The sequence below is a fragment of the Paenibacillus sp. NPDC056933 genome, assembly GCF_042674385.1.
Taxonomy (GTDB): domain Bacteria; phylum Bacillota; class Bacilli; order Paenibacillales; family Paenibacillaceae; genus Paenibacillus.
In genome coordinates this window covers 1,003,028-1,021,754 of sequence record NZ_JBHUQN010000001.1, presented here as the reverse complement: position 1 = coordinate 1,021,754, position 18,727 = coordinate 1,003,028, and the positions used below count along the sequence as shown (strand labels likewise).

The following is an 18,727-nucleotide window of genomic DNA, read 5'->3' as shown; positions in this document are numbered from 1 at the left end:
CACCTCACTAGTAGTACATATTTTGTATTTTCAATTCTCCTATATTCTCAGAAGTGATATGGTAAGTTCCATTTTTGAAATCTAAAGATGACCTCGTCCAGAACCTAACTTCTTTACCTTTAGTAATAAGTTCTTTAGGACTGTTAGGAATGGTATTGAATCCGTTCTTTTTTGCAAAGTCTAAGTCTAGTCGTCTAAATTTCAACAACCCATTATTCAAACCACTGCTATAGGTGATTAAATCTGTTTTCTCTGTGTTTGATGTGAAAGATAAGTCAGCAAACGTTAAATAATAATCACCCGTAGCAATTTTAGGTTCCACGAAAAGCTTATTATAAACTCCTTGAGATTTACCATTTTGAACTTTCACTACTATAAATCTATGAAATTTGAGCACTCCTGAATTGTTAGATAATTTTATGTTCCCCTGAGATAGGTCACTAACTGTAACAGAATTTTTGGCATAAAAATAATTACTAATCGTCGTTAAATTCGTGCCCGTCGTGCCAACCTCACGCATTTCATTCAGATCACTGTACTTCCCCGCATCCGTACCTTCCACATCCATATAACGCAGCAAAATGGCAGACACTTCAGCTCGCGTTGTTGGATCAGCAGGTTTTAATGAACCGTCCTCAAATCCACCGACAATGCCTGTCCCACGAACAAGCGCAAGATAAGGAATCTGCTCCGCACGAATCGTACCCCGATTCACCTCAGGAGTAGGTAACAATGTAGCTTTGGTATCGTCAAAAGCATCCTGGAAACTGGTTCCCGACTTGATCAATCCGTTCGCAATCCATTTCATCATCTCGTAGCGTGTCAACTCGGCATTGGGATTGAATCCTTTCGAATAATCGCCAACATTAATAAACCCTTGTCCTACCAACTGTGTAACAGCCGATTCAGACCAGTGTCCTTTGAGATCAGCAAAAGGATTTTCGCCTTGTACCTTTTCCAAGCTGGTTGCACGACTGAGAAGCGTGGCATACTCACCACGGGTGATTTTGGCATTGGGGCGGAACGTACCGTCCTGATAACCGGAAATCAGATTTTTATCATAGGCTTTGACAATTGTAGCTTGCGCCCAGTGCCCTTTGATATCTTTGAACTTGGTAAGCGCAGAAGCTGTTGTGCCCGCTTCATTCGTGCTTGTAGCAGCATCCACAGTAGACACCAGACCCATGGTTCCAGTAGTCAGCAGCGTTCCTGCCATCAAAGCCGTCGTCAACAAACCGACGATCAACACATTCCTTTTTGATTTCCTATCAGCTAATCTCATCTGTTTCTTCAATCTACTCACTCTCCTATGTACCTTATAGTAACGGGGCAAACTTCTGCTTCTTCAGCACTCGTACTACTCTTCAAACCAAAACCTAAATTTGTCATAATCATCAATATTCTACCATGCAAAACTAGGCTATTGGTATTATTTTTCAGCAATCCCCATCACGACAAGGCATGCAACCTCCCCTTCCAAAGACCCAATTCACCTGTAAAAACACAAAAAAAGGCCACGAATCCGCAGATTCATAGCCTTATGCTTTAAGGTGTCAGTCCTATTCAGTTGAAAAAATTGTAATCTATCTATCACAGAATAAACGATTCCACACCATTTGAACAGTCCTAAAATCCAAAATCAGAATAGGCTCTATTAAAATTGTTCATTCGATACTGTTACCGGCTGACCCTGACACATCGCTATTGTTAATCATATACTCTGCAAATGGCGTCAATGATAACGCTCCGACCTCTTCCATAGTAAACCATTGTGCGCCCAGTGAATCCTCGCCATCCGGTTCCCTTTTGATCTCATAAGGCCGACTTTCGGTTGTCAAATATACATCGTACAAAATCCCAATATGGTGCAGCTCTTCCGGCTCGCCTTGGTAAATCCACTCCAGTACATTCGCCTCCGCAGAACGAATCACCAATTGTAGATTGGAAAGGCCCGTCTCCTCTTCGAACTCACGATGTAGTGCAGTCTCCGGTTGCTCGCCGAACTCCAACCTTCCTCCAGGCAAATCCCATTTCCCCATATAGGCTCCTCTCGCCTTATGAACTAACAGAACTTTTTGCTCCCAGGTGACTAAACCATATACCCCCATATGTGTGTACCGATCCACTTAAAGGTTCCTCCTCTCGTCTGAAAGATGCCTAACTTGCTCTTCCAATCTACGAATACGCTTATTCATCTGATAGAACGATGGAGTAAATATCGCCCCAATAATAATAACAATGACCCAGACACTCAAATCATCAGCCCCTATCTAAGAGTCTTCCGCCTCTAGCGATAACCGAACAATTAGTTCTTCACCTTCAATCAGCAATGCGGTTAGTCCTTTGTTCGAGCCAGATTGGTGATTCTCTCCGTTAGTCCAATACGCAGCTTCTCCTGATCGGACAGCTACCCGTTCGCCTGACTCACCTTCCACCCAACCTTCCCCTTCGAGCACCAGAAACACCTGCTCGCCTACAGCTGGATGCAAACCTACACTTCCTCCTGCAGACAGTTTCAGTTGGGCTACGTGGCAAGCTGTTGTACTTCGGAGTATCGGCGTGATCTCTGCTCCCTCGCTGCCATAAGCGGTGATGTCGCGACGTTCCTCTGGTTTAAGCCGATATATTTTCACTTCTTGTTCTCCTCTGCAACGGTTTCCAGGTCCAGTGCCAAACGGATCATATCCACGCAGCGAATACCGTCTTCTATAATCTCTTCTTCATAATGTTTCACAAAGAAATCCCGATCAACTCCTATGATGCGAAAACCGCAGCGCTGATACAGCTTTAACTGATGAAAACTTGAGTTGCCTGTCCCGATTTCTACTGTTCTACAACCGAGCCTGCGTGCCGCTTCTATCGCTTCCTTGATCATGTGTTTACCAACGCCCTGACCTTGTAATTCCTCCTGTACGGCAATATTCACAATCTCTACCGTCTCTGGACGCGTTTTCAATAAAACAAACTCTCCCACCATTTCTCCTTCATACTCAGCGATAAAACAAACACCGCGACTCAAATATTCGTCAACTATGGCTTTGGACGGATCCGCCATCAGTAAAAGTTCATAAGGTTTTTCTTCTTCCCAGTCCAGAATCCGGAACGACAATTTCACAACAATCTCCACCTTTTCATCGTACAATATTCATTCCTGCCCGTTTGCAGAAGCCTATGTATGGCTAGATCTCCAAATAAATAACAATCTTCCTGATACAAATGTTTGGTCGACATTCAGATTTTTCTTTACAAAACCTCGGGTTAGATTGAATTGATCCAAATTTTAATCCAACAGTCTATTTCCCAATCTATTAGCTATTCGCCGCACCGGATTGATTTTGATAATGACGAATCACCATACCAGATGCTTTATGCATACCCTGTTTCTCGTAGAACGGCTGGAGCTCGGCATCACACAAGAGGTCAATCATGTAGAGACCGCTAAGGCGATTGAACATACGCTTGATGAGGTCCGTTCCGATCCCCTTACCCTGATACTCCGGCAGCACTTCCAATAACGGAATGTATGCACTAAGAACACCGTCCGAAATCGCCTGAATAAAGCCCACTACATTCCCTGTGTCCTCATCAACAGCCAGTTCAACAGCATAAGACTGTTCCAGTAATTTCAGAAAAGTAGGCGTAGATGGAGGATTGGGCCAACCATCAAAAAAACGTCCGCCAAGCTGGTCTGGGCCTACTCCTTCCAACGTGTCACGAAATGTGATTTTCATACAGCAAGTCACCTCCTATAAAAATAGCAAACTTCATTATATCATAATATCTGGATATAAATATATAGAATTGGATAAACAATGTGAGACCTTTTTGATGCCTCTCTCATTTGCTTTATTCAAGTCATAATCCTTTACAACAGCCAACGATCCATTTCTACTGTTAAACACCCTTGCTTAAATGCTTGTGGACTAATCTCCATTCTCCGTTACTGCCTGCAACCAAAACATTGGTTGTGTATTCGTCGCCGCAATGTATCCTTCCAGCGCTTGCTGGTATCCGATGATTCTTCTTCCTAATGAGTGGTTTAACTTATTTAACTTCACTCTGTTCAAGAACCGAGTCGCTATACACCTTAAACGTCTCTTTTAGTGTACGTCCGGTTGATTTCTCCCAGATCACACTCCGCTCAAACGTACCTGCTTGAAAAAATCGCGGGAAACGTTCTGCAAACCATTCCTGCATAGGCAACTCAAGCGCCTGTCCTAAAGACACCCACAACAGTTCGCCTTCCGGCGGCTCGCTCAATAGCTCCCCCTCATAAGAAGTAGCCACGTAGTTGAATACCATATAACGCAATCCTTGCTCTGGATCACAAAATTCATCAAGACCTTTATATGTAATTTCTTTCACCATAAGTCCTGTTTCCTCTTTAACTTCTCGCACCGCACCATCCACAATACTTTCCGGAAAATCAACTTTCCCTCCAGGAGCAATATATCCCGGAAATCCTTTTCGGTTCGGTCGATTCATTAATAGTACCTGGTCCTTCCGCTTGTCCCATACCATACACATCGTTAAAATCTCAGTTCTAGTGTCCATGTTTATCCTCCCAGTTGCCTTATCTACAGTTCTTGTGTACTCGTTGAATTAAGCTAAATACTTCGTTGTACTCTAACACTTCTGGTACGTAGATAGATTTTCCTGCTCCATCTCTATTCCAAATCCATCTTAACTTTCCTAACTATCTGCAAATTCATCCATTTCGATATAAACACATACGAAAGACGGACACCAGAAATTTCGGAAGCCCGCCTTTTTGGATATGCTTGTTTCTTGTGTCCCGAAGCATTGGGATATGCACACGTTTCAGCTCATGCCTGTAATCAATACCCGGCGTTCTTTCCACTCCGCTCGGCGATATGCCTGCAGCATACCGAACTTGCGAATGCTCGCTTTCGGTACCGATTTGTAAGGCATAGTAACGGTAAAGTCTTCGTCAAACGGCACAAAGGATATCCCTACTTTCTCGTTGGAGAGCCATTCCGCCTGAATCGGCTGTCTTGAACACGCATCAAAGGTACAACCGAGTCCATCGGCAAAGAAATCATACCGCGCAGCAGGTGTTCCAGGTTCCTCCATACAGAGAAACAGACTCAGCTGGTCACAAAAAAGCATGATTTCCACATCACTTTTCAGCCTTTGTTTCAATGCCTCACGATCACCAAGCTGCTGTTCCCAGCTTAACTGATACTCCCGTTCAACGTTCAGATACTCCCTGATGTCTTCATCATCATGCGCGTTCGCACCCAGATTGTTCTGAAACAACTCCGTGTACATCATGCTGCATAACAACCCGGCGTACAGGTTTTTCTCACGCACTTCTTCAATGCCTTTACGGTAAAATACAAATCGCGGACGCAGCGGAAAATCACGAAACGAATACGGTGTCTGACTATAATCATTCCAGAAAGGAGCAGCATCCAGTTCAATCCATCCCCGATCATGCTCTCTTGCAGCAATAATCAGTTCTTCCCGATGCGCTGCATCGGCGAGCAACTCCGTTTTCCAATGGGAAGCCATTTCTCCGGCTACTAGTCCATGCTCATGCTGCGCGGTCAAAACAAAATCATGCTCTCTCTCATATACGATCATTTGCTGTCACCCTTCCGCATGGTATACGTTGACTTTAACATAAATTGGTTTAAACTTTCCTATAAGTTGCTTTTCATTCAACTTTCAGGGAATATACAAGGGTGCCATCAAGGTAAAAGTGTTGTCAGTTCCCTGAAATTTGGTACACTAAAGGTTGTGCCAACATAACATTACATACAGAAAGCGGGATCTCATGAATTTATACTCTCCTTACATCGAGTTTAACCGCAAGGAATGGGCTGACTTGAAGGAACATCAGACCACTCTTCCACTAACGGAAGCGGAATTGGAACAGCTAAAGGGATTAAATGAAGAGGTATCCATTCAAGAAGTTGAGGATATTTATCTACCTCTTACCCACTTTATTAACTTATATGCAAGAGCTTCACGAGAGCTGAATCGTTTAACGGCCTCTTTTATAAAAAAAGAAGCACACCCCGCTCCCTATATCATTGGCATTGGGGGAAGTGTTGCCGTAGGCAAAAGCACAACGGCCCGCCTGCTCCAGGCTATGCTTGCCAGAGGCAAAGGACGTCCCAAGGTGGATCTGGTTACTACAGATGGTTTCCTGTATCCCAATGCTGTGCTGCAAGAGAAAAACATCATGAACCGGAAGGGATTCCCGGAAAGTTATGATATCAAATCCCTTATTCAATTCATGGGTGACGTCAAATCAGGCAAACCTGAAGTGATGGCTCCCGTATATTCCCATCTTGCCTACGATGTCATTGCAGGTGAGGAAAAGGCCATCTGTCAACCCGATATCCTCATTATTGAAGGAATTAACGTGCTCCAGGTCAAGAAGGAAACCCCGCTGCTCGTCAGTGACTTTTTTGACTTCTCCATCTATATCGATGCCGAGGAGGATCATATACGCCACTGGTACATTGAGCGTTTCAAGTTGCTGCGAAATACAGCATTTCAGAATAAGAATTCCTTCTTCCACAGCCGTTTTGCCAATCTGGAAGAAGAAGAAGCTGTACTTATGGCAAGTCAGATCTGGAAAGATATCAATGCCAAAAACCTGCACGAAAACATCTTGCCAACCAAAGGACGAGCCCGACTGATTTTGAAAAAGGAAGCCGATCATTCCATTCAGCGTATCCGATTGCGCAAGCTGTAATCGTAACAACAGGCAGACATCCTGCTGTACTGCTTAATACCCAATTAAAAGGAGACAAGACACATGCAGACCCTGGTTATACTCGGAAGTATCATGATGTTTCTTGCTGTTGCCCTGGGCGCCTTTGGTGCACATGCGCTCAAGCGCAAAATGTCTGCTGACATGATCAAAATATATGAGACCGGCGTCCAGTATCACCTGGTTCACGGACTTGGGATCATCCTGCTTGGACTGCTCGCTGATCGACAGGATCAAGCTTCTCTCATTTTGCTCGCCGGATGGCTGTTATTTGCCGGTATTCTTCTATTCTCGGGCAGCCTGTACGTACTGAGCGTAACAGGTGTCCGCAAACTGGGAGCCATCACACCTCTGGGCGGAGTAGCGTTCCTGGCTGGATGGGTCGTGTTAATCATTGCCGTATTGTAGACCATAATTGTATAAATGGAAGAGAGTGTTCTAGCCGATCATCACTGTCGCTGGAACACTCTCTTTAAATTTAATCTGGCCATATACGGCGAATGCTGTAAGAGGTATCATCCCCAGGCTGTTTTTTCATGACATATACATCAGGATTGGTGAGGTTCTTCCAATCTTCGAATCCAAAGGATGCATCGTAACTGCGAAGCAAAAGGGATAACATATTGCCATGTGTGATCACCGCAGAACTGCGTTCCGATCGATTCCATAGCTCCCCCAGCACCTCAAGTCCCCGCGCTGTAGCGAAGCGCGTAGACTCCCCGCCTTCTTCTGTCCAATCCTCGTCGGTATATGTACGTTCCAGCACATCCAACCAGTTATCCAGATGAAGGGTACTCAGAACCCTCTCCTGAAGACGTTCATCCGTATGTATATGTTGAAGGGCGACTCTGCCCAGTGGTGCAGCGGTCTGCAGGGCCCTTTTCCATGGACTGGACACGATGTATTCGATATGGTGCGCTGCCAGCCTCTCAGCAAGCTCCTCTGCCTGACGAAGTCCTTCGTCTGTAAGTCCGTCTTCCGGCTTTTGTCCTGTTGCTTTGGCGTGACGAATAAGATAAACAGACTCCATAGCCGTTTACCTCACCTCCTCTCGTTTAACTTACAAGGAATGTTGTATCTCCAGATAACGGAGCGCGATGCTCATATTTTCCAAGTCTTCCGCACGACCAGACGAACTCAGAAATGTAATTTGCTGTTCTGTATTCGCACCCGTCTGATTGCCCAATCCAAGAAGCTGCTTCAAGCGGTTAACCGTCCCCGTACTGCCATCAATAATTTGGATATGATTGGGCAGAACCGATCGAAGAATGGATGTGTAGAACGGATAATGCGTGCAGCCCAGTACAACGGTACCGTATAAATTCAGATCAAGATCAGCGAGTTTTAGGCGGAAATACGCTGCAATCTTCTGCGGGTCAAATTCCAGCTGCTCACACCACTCCACGAGTTCAGGCAGCGGAATGGAATCCACGCTGTGATGATCATCCACTCGGGATACCAATTCATGATATTTCGTTTGACTCAAGGTCAGGGCTGTAGCAAATACAAGTACTCTTTTGCCGCTTTTCCGATTCATTTCCACTGCCGGTTTCACAGCGGGTTCCATCCCGATGACAGGGATATCGTACTTGGCACGCAAATCCTTCACAGCCAGACTCGTTGCTGTATTACAGGCTATCACGATCGCTTGCACATTTTCCTGAACAATAGCCTCCACACAATCGAAAACATGCCCTCTAACCTCATCCGCAGACTTGGTCCCGTAAGGAACATGCAGTGTATCTGCATAATACAGAAACTGTTCTTCAGGGAATTGATGCAAAACCTTATGCAAGACGGTTAAACCACCGATTCCCGAGTCAAAAAATGCAATTTTCTTCTTCAAGGGTTTCACCTCTATACGTGTATTCTTTCGGGTTCCTGGAACCTCTCATTCCTGCTCATGATGACTGGAGGTGAGTTATGTTATTCTACATTCATTTTATACTGTCTGAGCCAGTCTTTGCCACTTTGCCAGTTTTCCACCGGATTGTGTGCTCCAAGCAGTTCCACACTCGCCTGAGCCATGACCCATTCCTTCAGCCCGTCGTTCAAGCTTGACTCCAACTGCTGAATCAGGACGTTCAGCCCCTCTTCACCAGTATCCAGAATCTGAACATACGCCTCTGTGTTAGCAGCAATATAATCACCTGGATTACTGCTGGTCAGAGTCATCTCAGGACCGTTCACGATTTGCTGAAGGTTGCTTTCAATCTTCCAGGTTACGTCCTGACTTTCTGCCTGATTCGAGCATGCTGCCAACGTCCATGCTGTACATAGTATCACTATACCACTTGCAATATGTTTACGATTCATGGAATCACTCCTGCCCCTACGACGTCGTGATGCTGAAATCCACACCAAACTGGATGAGTCCGAGCTTCCGGGCAACCGTCTGCGAAGCTATATTATCCCATGATGTACTATAGATCGGAATTCGCCCGCTCTCTTTAACATGAACCTGCCAGCACTTTACCGCCTCTGCTGCATACCCCTGTCCTCTGAAACTAGGTGCCGTATACAGACTCGCCTCAGCCCCCTGTGCGGATACACGGGCTGAACAACATACAGCGACAGCCGAATCCTCAATGACATAAGCGGCAACAGGCATTTTCTCATGCAGCTGTTCTATTAATTCAGGAAAATGCTCTTCCAGCCGAAAGGTACAATGATTACCTATAAGCTGAACATTTGGATGCCATTCGCCACACTTCTCGGGAAATGTATAAGCCGGGCCCATCCATACACTCTTCACTGGCCTGAAAGTCCCTACCCTTTGAATCAGCTTCGAAATATCAAGCGGAAGCTCAGCGTCACAGCCAAGCTCATTAATCAGATTGGATGGCAACTGCTCATGATAATAGGAACATTGCCCGGCAGAAGTTATTCCAATAAATAAGGCTGGAGCCTGCCCGCCATCCGGTTCGTTAATGCTTAAAAGACGGTGCTGGTCGTCCATCATATACAATGTATCTGCCTGTATTTTCATCATATCCATGGGTAAAATGTTGGACAAGCTCTTCATATTTACCGAATCATCCTTTGCAGAAATTCAAGCATATCCATTTTCTTAACCCTGCAGCAGTCAAATCATGCCAGGAGGTTTGTTTGGTGATTTATCACGATCAAAACAGGCATAAATGTCTTTGTACGGTCCTGACATGGCGTATCTGCACATTAACAAGCACCCCCTCATTAATTTCCATTATACGGTATATCCCTTCCAGATACGAATGAAGATTGCGCAATTGCGAATGTGTAATATACGTGAGAATTTTACGAGCCATACAACGATCCAATATAGCTTATTTATCCTGCATCACAGCTTTTTTCCAAGCATCACTTAATTCTGTAACCGACTCATATCGCTGAGTACGATCTGGATTAACCGCACGAACAACCACCTGGTACAATGCTTCTCCGGCATCCCATCGGGCATACGAACGATCCAGCTCTCCACCAAGCAGTGAGAAAGCCATTGCTCCCATATTGAACACATTCGTGACCCCATCCATTGGCGCACCCAACTCAAATTCCTCAGGAGACATAAAGCGGGATGAACCCCACATCCGTCCCATCGTATTCATGAAAGAACCCTTTCGATACAGATCAATATCACATATTTTCATCGTTTGTTTGTCAAAATCATAGATCAAACTGCCATCGTAAAAATCAACGGCCACATATCCTCTCTGCTGCACTTCAATATGGAAATCCAGAATTTGCTCCATCGCCCGAATGCGTGTCTTTACCGAGAGCTGTCTGAAACGATAATACGGCGAACGAGGGTCCTCATATTTGGCTGGCGGTGGATAATCCCAGTGGGAATGCAGACATTCCCCTTCCACCCAATCGAGTACACAGACGTAGCCATGTTCCGTTGCAAAATGGTCTTTTAAATGAATTAATGTGTCATGTGCCAAATCTTCATATATTGAAACGGATGATTTCAGATTGTCAATTGCTTGGGAAGGGCTCCCTGAACTATTTGCATGGATCGTGCGTGCTCCAGCATATTTCACGAAGTACCTCTCTCCGTCCTGACCCAGAACACCAAAGGACAAATTACCGGAATCCTGCTGATCAAACACACAAAATACGGTACCCAAGCGCGTGATCCACTCGAATGAATGAGGTTCTTTTAACTCAAAAGAAATGCCGTCAAGTTCAAGCTGAACCGTGTCCGTCATATGTCACCACCTTATTTAACATGCTCAACACTCTCATTCAAACAATCAGTATAAAAGTACGTCATATGCGCTTCATCGTAGCCTTTTCCCTGAACGAACAGCGCATTACGCTCAATGCCATAGGTTTCAAATCCATACTGCTCATACAATCGCCTTGCTGACTCGTTTGTGGTAACCACACTGAGATTGATTTGCTCTATGCCTTCCAGTTCCCTGCCCCGATCCAACACTTCGCGGAGCAATCGGGAAGCAAGTCCACATCCACGATATAGTGGTGAAACATAGACTCCCCAGATGTATCCTTTGTGCCTTAGCTTAAGACCATGTTCCCGTTTGAATCCCATCGTTCCTGCGAGGATGCCTTCTTCTGTGAAAGCCCCCAGAATGTAATCATCAGCTTCATTATGTATACGTTCCTGGACTTCACTCATGGGAAGCTGAATCGACAATTCAAATGAAGCCCCGAAGGCTTCCGGATGGTTTTTCAGTGCTTCCAGCCGCAAAGGCCAATACTGTTCTGCCTCATCTCTGTGTATATTGCGAAGGATGAACACGTTCTCCTGTTGACTTTCATTCATTCTTCAACCACTCCCTGCATCACATAAGGATAATCGATCTGGAGCTTCACATTCGCTGCGGCTTCCTGGCCTGCAAGCAAACCTACGACATAGATTCCAAGATCAATCGACGTCGCTACCCCTCCGGCTGTAATTACATTTCCGTGTTTCACAATCCGGGTTTGAATGACCTCATCTACGTAAGGCTCAAGCAAATCATAGACATTGGGATGCGTCGTTGCTTTTTTACCTGATAAAAAACCTGCCGCCCCCATGAGCAGAGAGCCTGTGCACACGGACACCTTCAGCGGAACATTCTCAGCCTGTCGAAGCCACCCTATGAAAGCCTCATCGAATCGAAGCTTCCGCGTTCCCATGCCACCAGGTACAAAAACGAGATCATATTCCGCCAAATTAGGCTTCACCCGGTCCACCTTCAACGTTAGGCCTGATTCGTCCGTAACCTGATCTGTCATCGCACATGTTTCCCACGTTGTGCCTTTGGTTTGTTCAAAGAAATTCAACCGATTGGTCACATCATAAAATCCTGCAAAATCAAGGAAAGTTAAACCATCAAACAAAACAAAAGCGATTTTCATGTGAAAGTCCTCCAGTGTTTTTAAAGTGTTTTTAGAGGGTCCTATTTCAGTCCACGCGCAATCATCCACTCCAGCCATTTCCATGGAAGCAGCCATTTGCCGATAATAAGCAAACGCGAGCCTTTGCCCAGCGCATAACGAAGCTTTGGTGCACGCATCCGTGCAATGCGGGTGATCAGATCGGCCACTTCTTGCGGGTCAGGCGCAGTCTCTCCAGCATGCTGGGAGTAGCGAAGAACCGCATCCAGCTTATCTTTATAGGGAGAATGATCGCTCCTGTGAATTTCACCCAAACCTTTATTCCAGATGGGTGTGCGATAAGCACCTGGTTCTACCAATACAACCCGAACCCCAAACGAGTTCATCTCATGACGCAAACTTTCCGTGAAACCTTCCACAGCGAATTTGGATGCAGCATACGGCGCATAACCCGGAAAACCAGACAATCCACTGACGCTGGACAAATTGATGATTAATCCCTGCTTCTGCTCACGCATGACAGGCAGGACCGCACGCGTAACGGCAATTACGCCAAAGAAATTCGTTTCCATTTGTCTACGCCAATCGTCCATGGTTACTTCCTCAATAAATCCGCCAAGCGCAAATCCCGCATTGTTCACCAGCATATCGATCCGCCCATTGTTCTGAAGTACTGTCTTAACAGCCTCCTGTACCGATTCAGCATCGGTCACATCCAGACGAATAACCTGTAACCAATCCGAGATACCCTCCTGCTCCGCCAGCCTTGCCAACTCTGTATTTCGACTCAGATCACGCATCGTTGCCACAACACGATATCCCTGCTTCGCAAGGGTAATCGCCGTAAGCATGCCGAATCCACTTGATGTACCCGTAATTAACGCCACCGGAGCGTTCGGGTCAACTTCCTTCAACCTTTTCACTGTTGATCCTGTTTCGCCCCGTATATGTTCATCCTCTGTCTGTATCTCCTGTTCTGTCATCTGCTTCACCTCTTCCCTCAGTAGATTCAGCATCCCCACATACTCACACAGCTCCCGGCACAGGATGTAGCAGTGCATATCAGCAGTGTCAGCATTACGCTTTACCCAAGCTGTCTCTCCACTCTGCGCAGCTTCGTTACTCCCGCTTCAAACGTATAAGGAACAAATCTGATCTCGGGTGCTTCACATTCCAGCCGCGCTCCCAGCTTCATCAGCTCACGCCGCACATCAACCTCAACCTGCTGCATCCCTTTTCCTCCTCTGAGCCGAAGCGATATTTCCAGCGTCCCGCTACCTCGCTGTACAACACGATAATGTTCGATCGCCGGAGAGGCTGCAATCACCGCACGCGTAACAAAGTCCGGAAATACAGGTACGGCTTCACCCGTTTGTCGATGTGGAAAATAAAGCGTGTCATCACAGCGTCCTTCGATCCGCTCAATGGTCGTAAACGGAGAACCACAGGCACACGGCACCGCCGCCTCCGTCAAAATGTCGTTCAGCCGATACCGGATAATCGGCTGTGAGGTTCTGGAGAAGTCCGTGATAATGGGCACGAACCTCCGGGTGCGGGGATCAATGAACTCTTTTTCAATATGAACGATGTCTTCATTCAAATGCAGAGTGCCGAAGCGACAGGTTGCACCCAGGAACCCCTCCGTACACTGATAGACCTGATGAACGGTCTGTCCAAAGACATGCTCCAGCACCTTGCGATCCAGCGGGTCCAGCACTTCGGCTACCGAAATGATTTTGTCCGGTACGGCGGTCAATGTGCCTAACGTATAGGCGTCAGCCAGCATTCTCAGCATGGAGGGCGGCGCTACCCACACGGTGGGTTGGTATGTTTCCATACGTTTAACCAAAGTATCGACACGCTCCAGCAGATCAAAATATTGAAATTGCAGCTTGCCCCGCTGCACCGATTCATACAGATTACTGTTGGCCCGCAGGAAAAAGGCGATCTTGGCAGGCTTCCACAGTCCGCCAGGCAGAAGCTTGGCCAGCACTGTCCCTGTCCACGCATCCTGCTCCTGATCACTCACCAGGAACACCCCCCGGTTGCCTGACGTGCCCGAGGACAAACCTACCGTCACGCCCTGAACGGATGGTTTGAAATTACGCGTTTCCTCGCTTTCCCCGGCGAGAGCCATCGCTTCGTCCCTGGAAATGCCCACCGTGTTGAGCCGATCGAAATGCTGCATCATGATCGTTTTGTCGATTAGCGGAAAGCTTCTCCAGTTGGATGCATCAACATCACCCCACCACTCCCGGTAAAATGGTGACTTTTCACGAACCCGTTCCACTTGCCGAATGATCCGGCGTTCCTGCCAGCGTTCAAGCTGCGCTCGTGTTTTCCATTTTCTCAATCCCCGTGCAAGTAAATAATGATAGACAATACGCAGTGTATTACTCATACATCCTCAGCCCCTGTACCCCAAGCATTCAACGCCGCGCGGCAATGACTGGGCACAATCCGAATCGCCGGAAACTGCTGATGCAGCTGCACCAGTCTGTCAAAATTCCTTCGATAAGCCAGACGATCTGACATAATAATTCCAGCCAGCGCATGAGGTCTGCGTTGTTCCTGGAAAGCACGACTCGACCACACCGCATCCGCGCACAGAAAATAGTCATGCGCCTCTGTACCGAGCAAAATGCCCATCATGCCTTCCGCATGACCAGATACGTCAACTCCCAGCAGACTGCCATCACCGAAAATGTCGTATACCTCGGAAAAAGGAAAATCCTCGCCCGCTCTCATCCATCGCACCGGCTGCTTCGTAACAGGCAATGAGCGGGCATCAAAGTCCTCTGGCAGCAGCCCGGACAGGAACCCTGCCTTAACAGCTGCAATCGGGCCAAGGGAACGCACGGCGTCATAGGCGCTTGGCAGATAGATCAGCTGCGCCTGCGGGAAATCCCGCACACCGGCGATATGATCCCCATGAAAATGCGAGAGGATGATGTACCGGATATCCGAAGTTTTCAGCCCTATACGGGCCAGAAAATGCACCGCACTGTCTTCTTCACGATATACCACAGGGGTAATATGGCGGTACAGTGCGTTTGGCAAGTGTGTAGTTTCCTTGAAAAAACGGGAGCTATATCCCGTGTCCAGCAGAATCGGACCATGTACAGGGTGAATGATGCAGGCAAAGCCTGCCGGAAAAGCCACCGGACGCAACCGTCCACCACGCAGCGTCAGAAACTCCGGATGCGTGCAGTAACCTGCTGCGCCCAGATGAAGTTTTACCGATGTGGTTGTCAGCATGATTCAGCCCTCCACCAGTCTGCAAATTGTTGTAACCCCTCATCAATGGACACCCGAGGCACGTACCCCAGCTTCTCCCGGGCTTCTGTAATATCCAGCGTCTGCGGGATGGATAAGGAGCCAACGGTATACCGTGTCAGTTGAGGTTCACCGAGCGCAGGAATCAAGCGGTGTGCAACTTCCAACACTGCGGCTGCTCCGTATGCTGCTCTGTAGGGTATATTCCGACGGCGTAAAGGCATTTCCAGCATTCCAAACAACCTGCTCACCAAATCCTGGAACGGTCTCGGGTCTCCATTGGAGATATTGTAGGCATGGCCCAGCGCTTCAGCCCCGACATCCCGGCATAACAACAGCGCATCCACCACGTTATCCACACAAGTCAGGTCGATTAATGCCTGTCCGCCTCCGATCATGGGCACGCCTGATTTGGCGTTGGCTGCAACGATTCTGGGAAAAAGCGTCTGGTCGTACGGGCCGAATATGGCTCTGGGACGAATCATGATCGATGGAAGTCCATTGGCATGAGCCTGCCAAACCACTTGTTCAGCAAGCCGCTTGGTGGCTGCGTAATGATTGGCTGGTTTGGAGGGCAAAGGATCATTCTCGTGTATGTCATATCGCGGACTGTAGTTAAAATATACGCTCGGTGTCGATACATGAATGAATCGCTGTACGCCACCTTTCATGCATCGATCCACCAAAGTCTGTGTGCCCTCCACATTACTGCTGTAAAAATCCCGATACTTCCCCCATGGCGACGATAATGCCGCACAGTGAAACACAATATCCTGACCCGAACAGGCCTCATTCACCGCCGCCTGATCCCGTAGATCCCCGTTATAAAATCGGATGCCTGCCGCCTCAAGCTCTGCACCGTGCTGTTGCTGGCGTCCCATACCCGTAACTTCCCAACCTTGCTCAGCAAGCCGTATCGCCAGATGCCTGCCCAGACATCCGGTTGCTCCTGTAACCAATGCTCTATTCATCGTTGTTCACCGTTCCATTCTATGTCGTGAGTCAAAGCTTCAGTCAGCGAAAGTTTATGTTTCCTTGCCAGCCGCCAGGCGGACAGTACAACCGCGAATTGCTCAAACCAAGGTTTCGCATCATGTCTCAGGTACACTACATCCCTCGTTCCTCGCCAAGCGGTCATCCATGCTCGCAAGCTGCCTGGCTGCAAGAGTTGCTGCAATCCACTTCCCAGCATCGGAAGCATCAGCATCGCTTTACTGCCCAACTTGGGGATGACCACTGTTCCTTCTTTCACTAGCTTATCAGGCGCAATCAGCGCTTGCACCAACTCGTCTCCATGGTGAAACAAATGGATCCCACTCGTCGCCCTCGGATTACATTCAATGGCATACAAGTGCCCGTCCTCTGTTTCGATAAAATCAAAACCAATCTGTCCGCTAAACCCGGTCGCCTGCACAAATTGACTTACCCACTTGTAAACTCCTTCATGCTCCACATGTTCGAAATAAACACTGGCCCCCACGCTGCCCGTTCGGTAGCGGCTTTCATAGGTGGTATGTGCAACGATATGCCCTTCGTACGCTACGCTGTATGTACATAACATTGGACCGGCAACATAGGCCTGTGCAACCCAAGGAGAAGCCGCGGATATTTCCTCGTCACCAGGAGGATCGTACTGTAAACGGTGCTGCTTCATTTTATCTGCGTATGCCTTCTGATCAGGTCCTGCTCCATTAAAAGCTGTTGTGGAGGATATCGGCATACGAACTCTAGCGGCAAATCGGGAGTACACGGGCTTCCATACCCATTCCCCCTCCATTTCCAGAACAGCCTGCAGTTCCATCCATTCCTGCCGACTGTTGATCAGACGGGTATCCGGGACCGAAAGACCAAGCGATGCTGCAAGCTGGATAAAGTCATATTTATGATGCAATTCGTGCAGTTGCTCCAAAGACGAGACAAGTACACGGCAGTGATCGCCCAGCCTCCCTGCTCCTTGAGCAATATAAAAAACTTCCTCACACATCGGAATCAACAAGTCGATCTGCCATGCTTGAACCAGACCCTCCATTTCGAACAAGTAATTCTCTGTTTCATGACGTGGAGATGGGACAATAAAGCACCGCTCCACCGTGCTGGACAATCTGCACAGATGGCGCCCCGCACTCTCCGCGATGTATACCCGGTGACCCGCACGATGAAGCATACGCGCCAGATCCAGTGTTACCGGGGCCCGGCCGCCCGTGAGCAGCACATTAAAGGATGGGGATGCTTGATGTCCATTCTTCGTGAACCTAGTAGTCAAAAATGAGTCCTCCCAGTGACAATCCGGCGGCTGTACCAATCATTAACACCCGATCTCCCCGCTGAATGCGCTGCTGCTTGATCGCCTCATGCAGCCCCATCGGAATGGAAGCGGCAATCGTATTGCCGTGATTTCGTGTAATGTCCATAAAACGGTCCTCCGATATCCCCAGCTTTTTGCGAATCAGTCGCATCGCCATCGCACTTCCCTGATGCGGAATCACCAATTGGAAATCCCCCATCTGATTACTGGTTGCCTGCAACATATCGTCCATAAATGCCGGCAGCAATCTGGAAGCCATGCGAAAGATGCCCTGTCCATCCATATGAAAAAGATAGGGCGCCGGCTGTTCTGCCACATAATTCGAGGCATGCAGACGAGTGCCTCCACCGGCAATTTCCGAGAATCGTGCGCCGCGGCTGTACGTTTTCAGGGAAGCATGTACAATCTGCGAAGACTCCCCTTCAGCAGTGCGTTCAATAATGACGGCGGCGGCTCCGTCACCGAACAGGGCAGCACTTTCCTTATCAGACCAATTCAATCCTTTGGAAGCAATCTCCGTAGCTACAAGCAGCACCCTTTTATAACGCCCGGCATCCACCATATAGGAAATGACATCCAGCCCGTTCAGGAAACTTAAGCACGTCGCATCCATGTCAAAAGCGGGTACACCTGAATCCTGCTCCCCCATCGCTTGCTGAATGAATACCGCCGTACTGGGTAAAGGTTGTTCTTTCGTACCGCTCGTACACACCAGACAGTCTATATCTGCAAACGTCAGTCCTGCATCCGCAAGTGCGGCTTCAGCAGCTCTCGCTCCCATGAATGAAGAGGTCTCTGCACCCGAAGCATAGTGACGCACACCCACACCTGTTGCTTGGCTGACCCAGCCCGCAGGCACGTGCAAACGGCGATCCAGCTCCTCGTCGGTTACTTCCTGTTCAGGCAAATACTTGCCTGTTCCAACAATTCTCACTCTTCTAAGCTGCATATGACTAACCTCTTTCTCTTCTTCTGACTGATCGATATAAGTTCTACTAATGAATATCTACACTGACACTCTTATGACAGGACAACCTTTCGATCGCAGTATCCCAAGATTATTTGATTCCTTT

At 47.7% G+C, this 18,727-nt stretch carries 22 protein-coding genes; 2 read left to right on the top strand and 20 right to left on the bottom strand.

Going from position 1 to position 18,727, the window contains the following annotated elements:
* Positions 1–7 precede the first annotated feature (7 nt).
* From ACFTRD_RS04745 to ACFTRD_RS04715, 7 genes are all read right to left on the bottom strand, one after another.
* Positions 8–1,294 carry an S-layer homology domain-containing protein gene (locus ACFTRD_RS04745; RefSeq protein ID WP_379377973.1) on the bottom strand — a complete coding sequence of 429 codons (1,287 nt, stop codon included), beginning with the start codon at positions 1,292–1,294 and terminating at the stop codon, positions 8–10.
* 370 nt (positions 1,295–1,664) lie between these two features.
* Positions 1,665–2,126, bottom strand: a complete 462-nt coding sequence (locus ACFTRD_RS04740; RefSeq protein ID WP_379377972.1) for an NUDIX domain-containing protein — start codon at positions 2,124–2,126, stop codon at positions 1,665–1,667.
* A gap of 144 nt (positions 2,127–2,270) precedes the next feature.
* The gene (locus tag ACFTRD_RS04735) at positions 2,271–2,633 is read right to left on the bottom strand and encodes a cupin domain-containing protein (protein WP_379377971.1); all 363 of its coding nucleotides are present in this window, start codon (positions 2,631–2,633) and stop codon (positions 2,271–2,273) included.
* Positions 2,630–3,115 carry a GNAT family N-acetyltransferase gene (locus ACFTRD_RS04730; protein ID WP_379377970.1) on the bottom strand — a complete coding sequence of 162 codons (486 nt, stop codon included), beginning with the start codon at positions 3,113–3,115 and terminating at the stop codon, positions 2,630–2,632. Before ACFTRD_RS04730 ends, ACFTRD_RS04735 begins: the two co-directional genes overlap by 4 nt.
* Positions 3,116–3,308: 193 nt before the next feature.
* The gene (locus ACFTRD_RS04725) at positions 3,309–3,731 is read right to left on the bottom strand and encodes a GNAT family N-acetyltransferase (RefSeq protein ID WP_379377969.1); all 423 of its coding nucleotides are present in this window, start codon (positions 3,729–3,731) and stop codon (positions 3,309–3,311) included.
* 313 nt (positions 3,732–4,044) lie between these two features.
* Positions 4,045–4,554, bottom strand: a complete 510-nt coding sequence (locus tag ACFTRD_RS04720) for an 8-oxo-dGTP diphosphatase (RefSeq protein ID WP_379377968.1) — start codon at positions 4,552–4,554, stop codon at positions 4,045–4,047.
* Between the two features lie 267 nt (positions 4,555–4,821).
* Complete coding sequence (locus ACFTRD_RS04715) at positions 4,822–5,607, bottom strand: DUF3891 family protein (protein WP_379377967.1); 786 nt, start codon at positions 5,605–5,607, stop codon at positions 4,822–4,824.
* 193 nt (positions 5,608–5,800) lie between these two features.
* Between ACFTRD_RS04715 and coaA the strand changes: the two genes are divergently transcribed.
* A complete protein-coding gene (gene coaA / locus ACFTRD_RS04710; RefSeq protein ID WP_379377966.1) occupies positions 5,801–6,730 on the top strand; it encodes a type I pantothenate kinase in 930 nt (309 codons plus the stop codon).
* Positions 6,731–6,793: 63 nt separating this feature from the next.
* Positions 6,794–7,156 (top strand): DUF423 domain-containing protein, encoded by a 363-nt coding sequence (locus tag ACFTRD_RS04705; protein ID WP_192265363.1) that lies wholly within the window; start codon positions 6,794–6,796, stop codon positions 7,154–7,156.
* 70 nt (positions 7,157–7,226) lie between these two features.
* Here ACFTRD_RS04705 and ACFTRD_RS04700 read toward each other — a convergent pair whose 3' ends face one another.
* The 13 genes from ACFTRD_RS04700 to ACFTRD_RS04640 all read right to left on the bottom strand — a co-directional run bounded on the left by ACFTRD_RS04700 (position 7,227) and on the right by ACFTRD_RS04640 (position 18,603).
* Positions 7,227–7,778, bottom strand: a complete 552-nt coding sequence (locus ACFTRD_RS04700) for a histidine phosphatase family protein (protein WP_379377965.1) — start codon at positions 7,776–7,778, stop codon at positions 7,227–7,229.
* 30 nt (positions 7,779–7,808) lie between these two features.
* Positions 7,809–8,594, bottom strand: a complete 786-nt coding sequence (gene murI, locus ACFTRD_RS04695; protein ID WP_379377964.1) for a glutamate racemase — start codon at positions 8,592–8,594, stop codon at positions 7,809–7,811.
* An 80-nt stretch (positions 8,595–8,674) separates the two neighbouring features.
* Positions 8,675–9,064 (bottom strand): hypothetical protein, encoded by a 390-nt coding sequence (locus tag ACFTRD_RS04690; RefSeq protein WP_379377963.1) that lies wholly within the window; start codon positions 9,062–9,064, stop codon positions 8,675–8,677.
* Between the two features lie 16 nt (positions 9,065–9,080).
* Complete coding sequence (locus ACFTRD_RS04685; RefSeq protein ID WP_379377962.1) at positions 9,081–9,773, bottom strand: GNAT family N-acetyltransferase; 693 nt, start codon at positions 9,771–9,773, stop codon at positions 9,081–9,083.
* Positions 9,774–10,053: 280 nt separating this feature from the next.
* Positions 10,054–10,938 carry a serine/threonine-protein kinase gene (locus ACFTRD_RS04680; protein WP_379377961.1) on the bottom strand — a complete coding sequence of 295 codons (885 nt, stop codon included), beginning with the start codon at positions 10,936–10,938 and terminating at the stop codon, positions 10,054–10,056.
* 11 nt (positions 10,939–10,949) lie between these two features.
* Positions 10,950–11,516 (bottom strand): GNAT family N-acetyltransferase, encoded by a 567-nt coding sequence (locus tag ACFTRD_RS04675; RefSeq protein WP_379377960.1) that lies wholly within the window; start codon positions 11,514–11,516, stop codon positions 10,950–10,952.
* Positions 11,513–12,094, bottom strand: coding sequence for a DJ-1/PfpI family protein (locus ACFTRD_RS04670; protein ID WP_379377959.1), 582 nt, complete (start codon positions 12,092–12,094; stop codon positions 11,513–11,515). Before ACFTRD_RS04670 ends, ACFTRD_RS04675 begins: the two co-directional genes overlap by 4 nt.
* Positions 12,095–12,135: 41 nt before the next feature.
* Positions 12,136–13,089, bottom strand: a complete 954-nt coding sequence (locus ACFTRD_RS04665) for an SDR family oxidoreductase (protein ID WP_379377958.1) — start codon at positions 13,087–13,089, stop codon at positions 12,136–12,138.
* A gap of 68 nt (positions 13,090–13,157) precedes the next feature.
* Entirely contained in the window at positions 13,158–14,474 is a 1,317-nt protein-coding gene (locus tag ACFTRD_RS04660; protein WP_379377957.1) for a F390 synthetase-related protein, read from the bottom strand.
* On the bottom strand, positions 14,471–15,331 hold the full coding sequence (locus tag ACFTRD_RS04655) for an MBL fold metallo-hydrolase (RefSeq protein WP_379377956.1): 861 nt from the start codon (positions 15,329–15,331) through the stop codon (positions 14,471–14,473). The genes ACFTRD_RS04660 and ACFTRD_RS04655 overlap by 4 nt, the downstream gene beginning before the upstream one ends.
* Complete coding sequence (locus ACFTRD_RS04650) at positions 15,325–16,320, bottom strand: NAD-dependent epimerase/dehydratase family protein (protein WP_379377955.1); 996 nt, start codon at positions 16,318–16,320, stop codon at positions 15,325–15,327. Before ACFTRD_RS04650 ends, ACFTRD_RS04655 begins: the two co-directional genes overlap by 7 nt.
* Positions 16,317–17,612: an ATP-grasp domain-containing protein gene (locus tag ACFTRD_RS04645; RefSeq protein WP_379377954.1), complete on the bottom strand. Its 1,296-nt coding sequence runs from the start codon at positions 17,610–17,612 to the stop codon at positions 16,317–16,319. Before ACFTRD_RS04645 ends, ACFTRD_RS04650 begins: the two co-directional genes overlap by 4 nt.
* The gene (locus ACFTRD_RS04640) at positions 17,602–18,603 is read right to left on the bottom strand and encodes a beta-ketoacyl-ACP synthase III (RefSeq protein ID WP_379377953.1); all 1,002 of its coding nucleotides are present in this window, start codon (positions 18,601–18,603) and stop codon (positions 17,602–17,604) included. The genes ACFTRD_RS04645 and ACFTRD_RS04640 overlap by 11 nt, the downstream gene beginning before the upstream one ends.
* Positions 18,604–18,727: the final 124 nt, after the last annotated feature.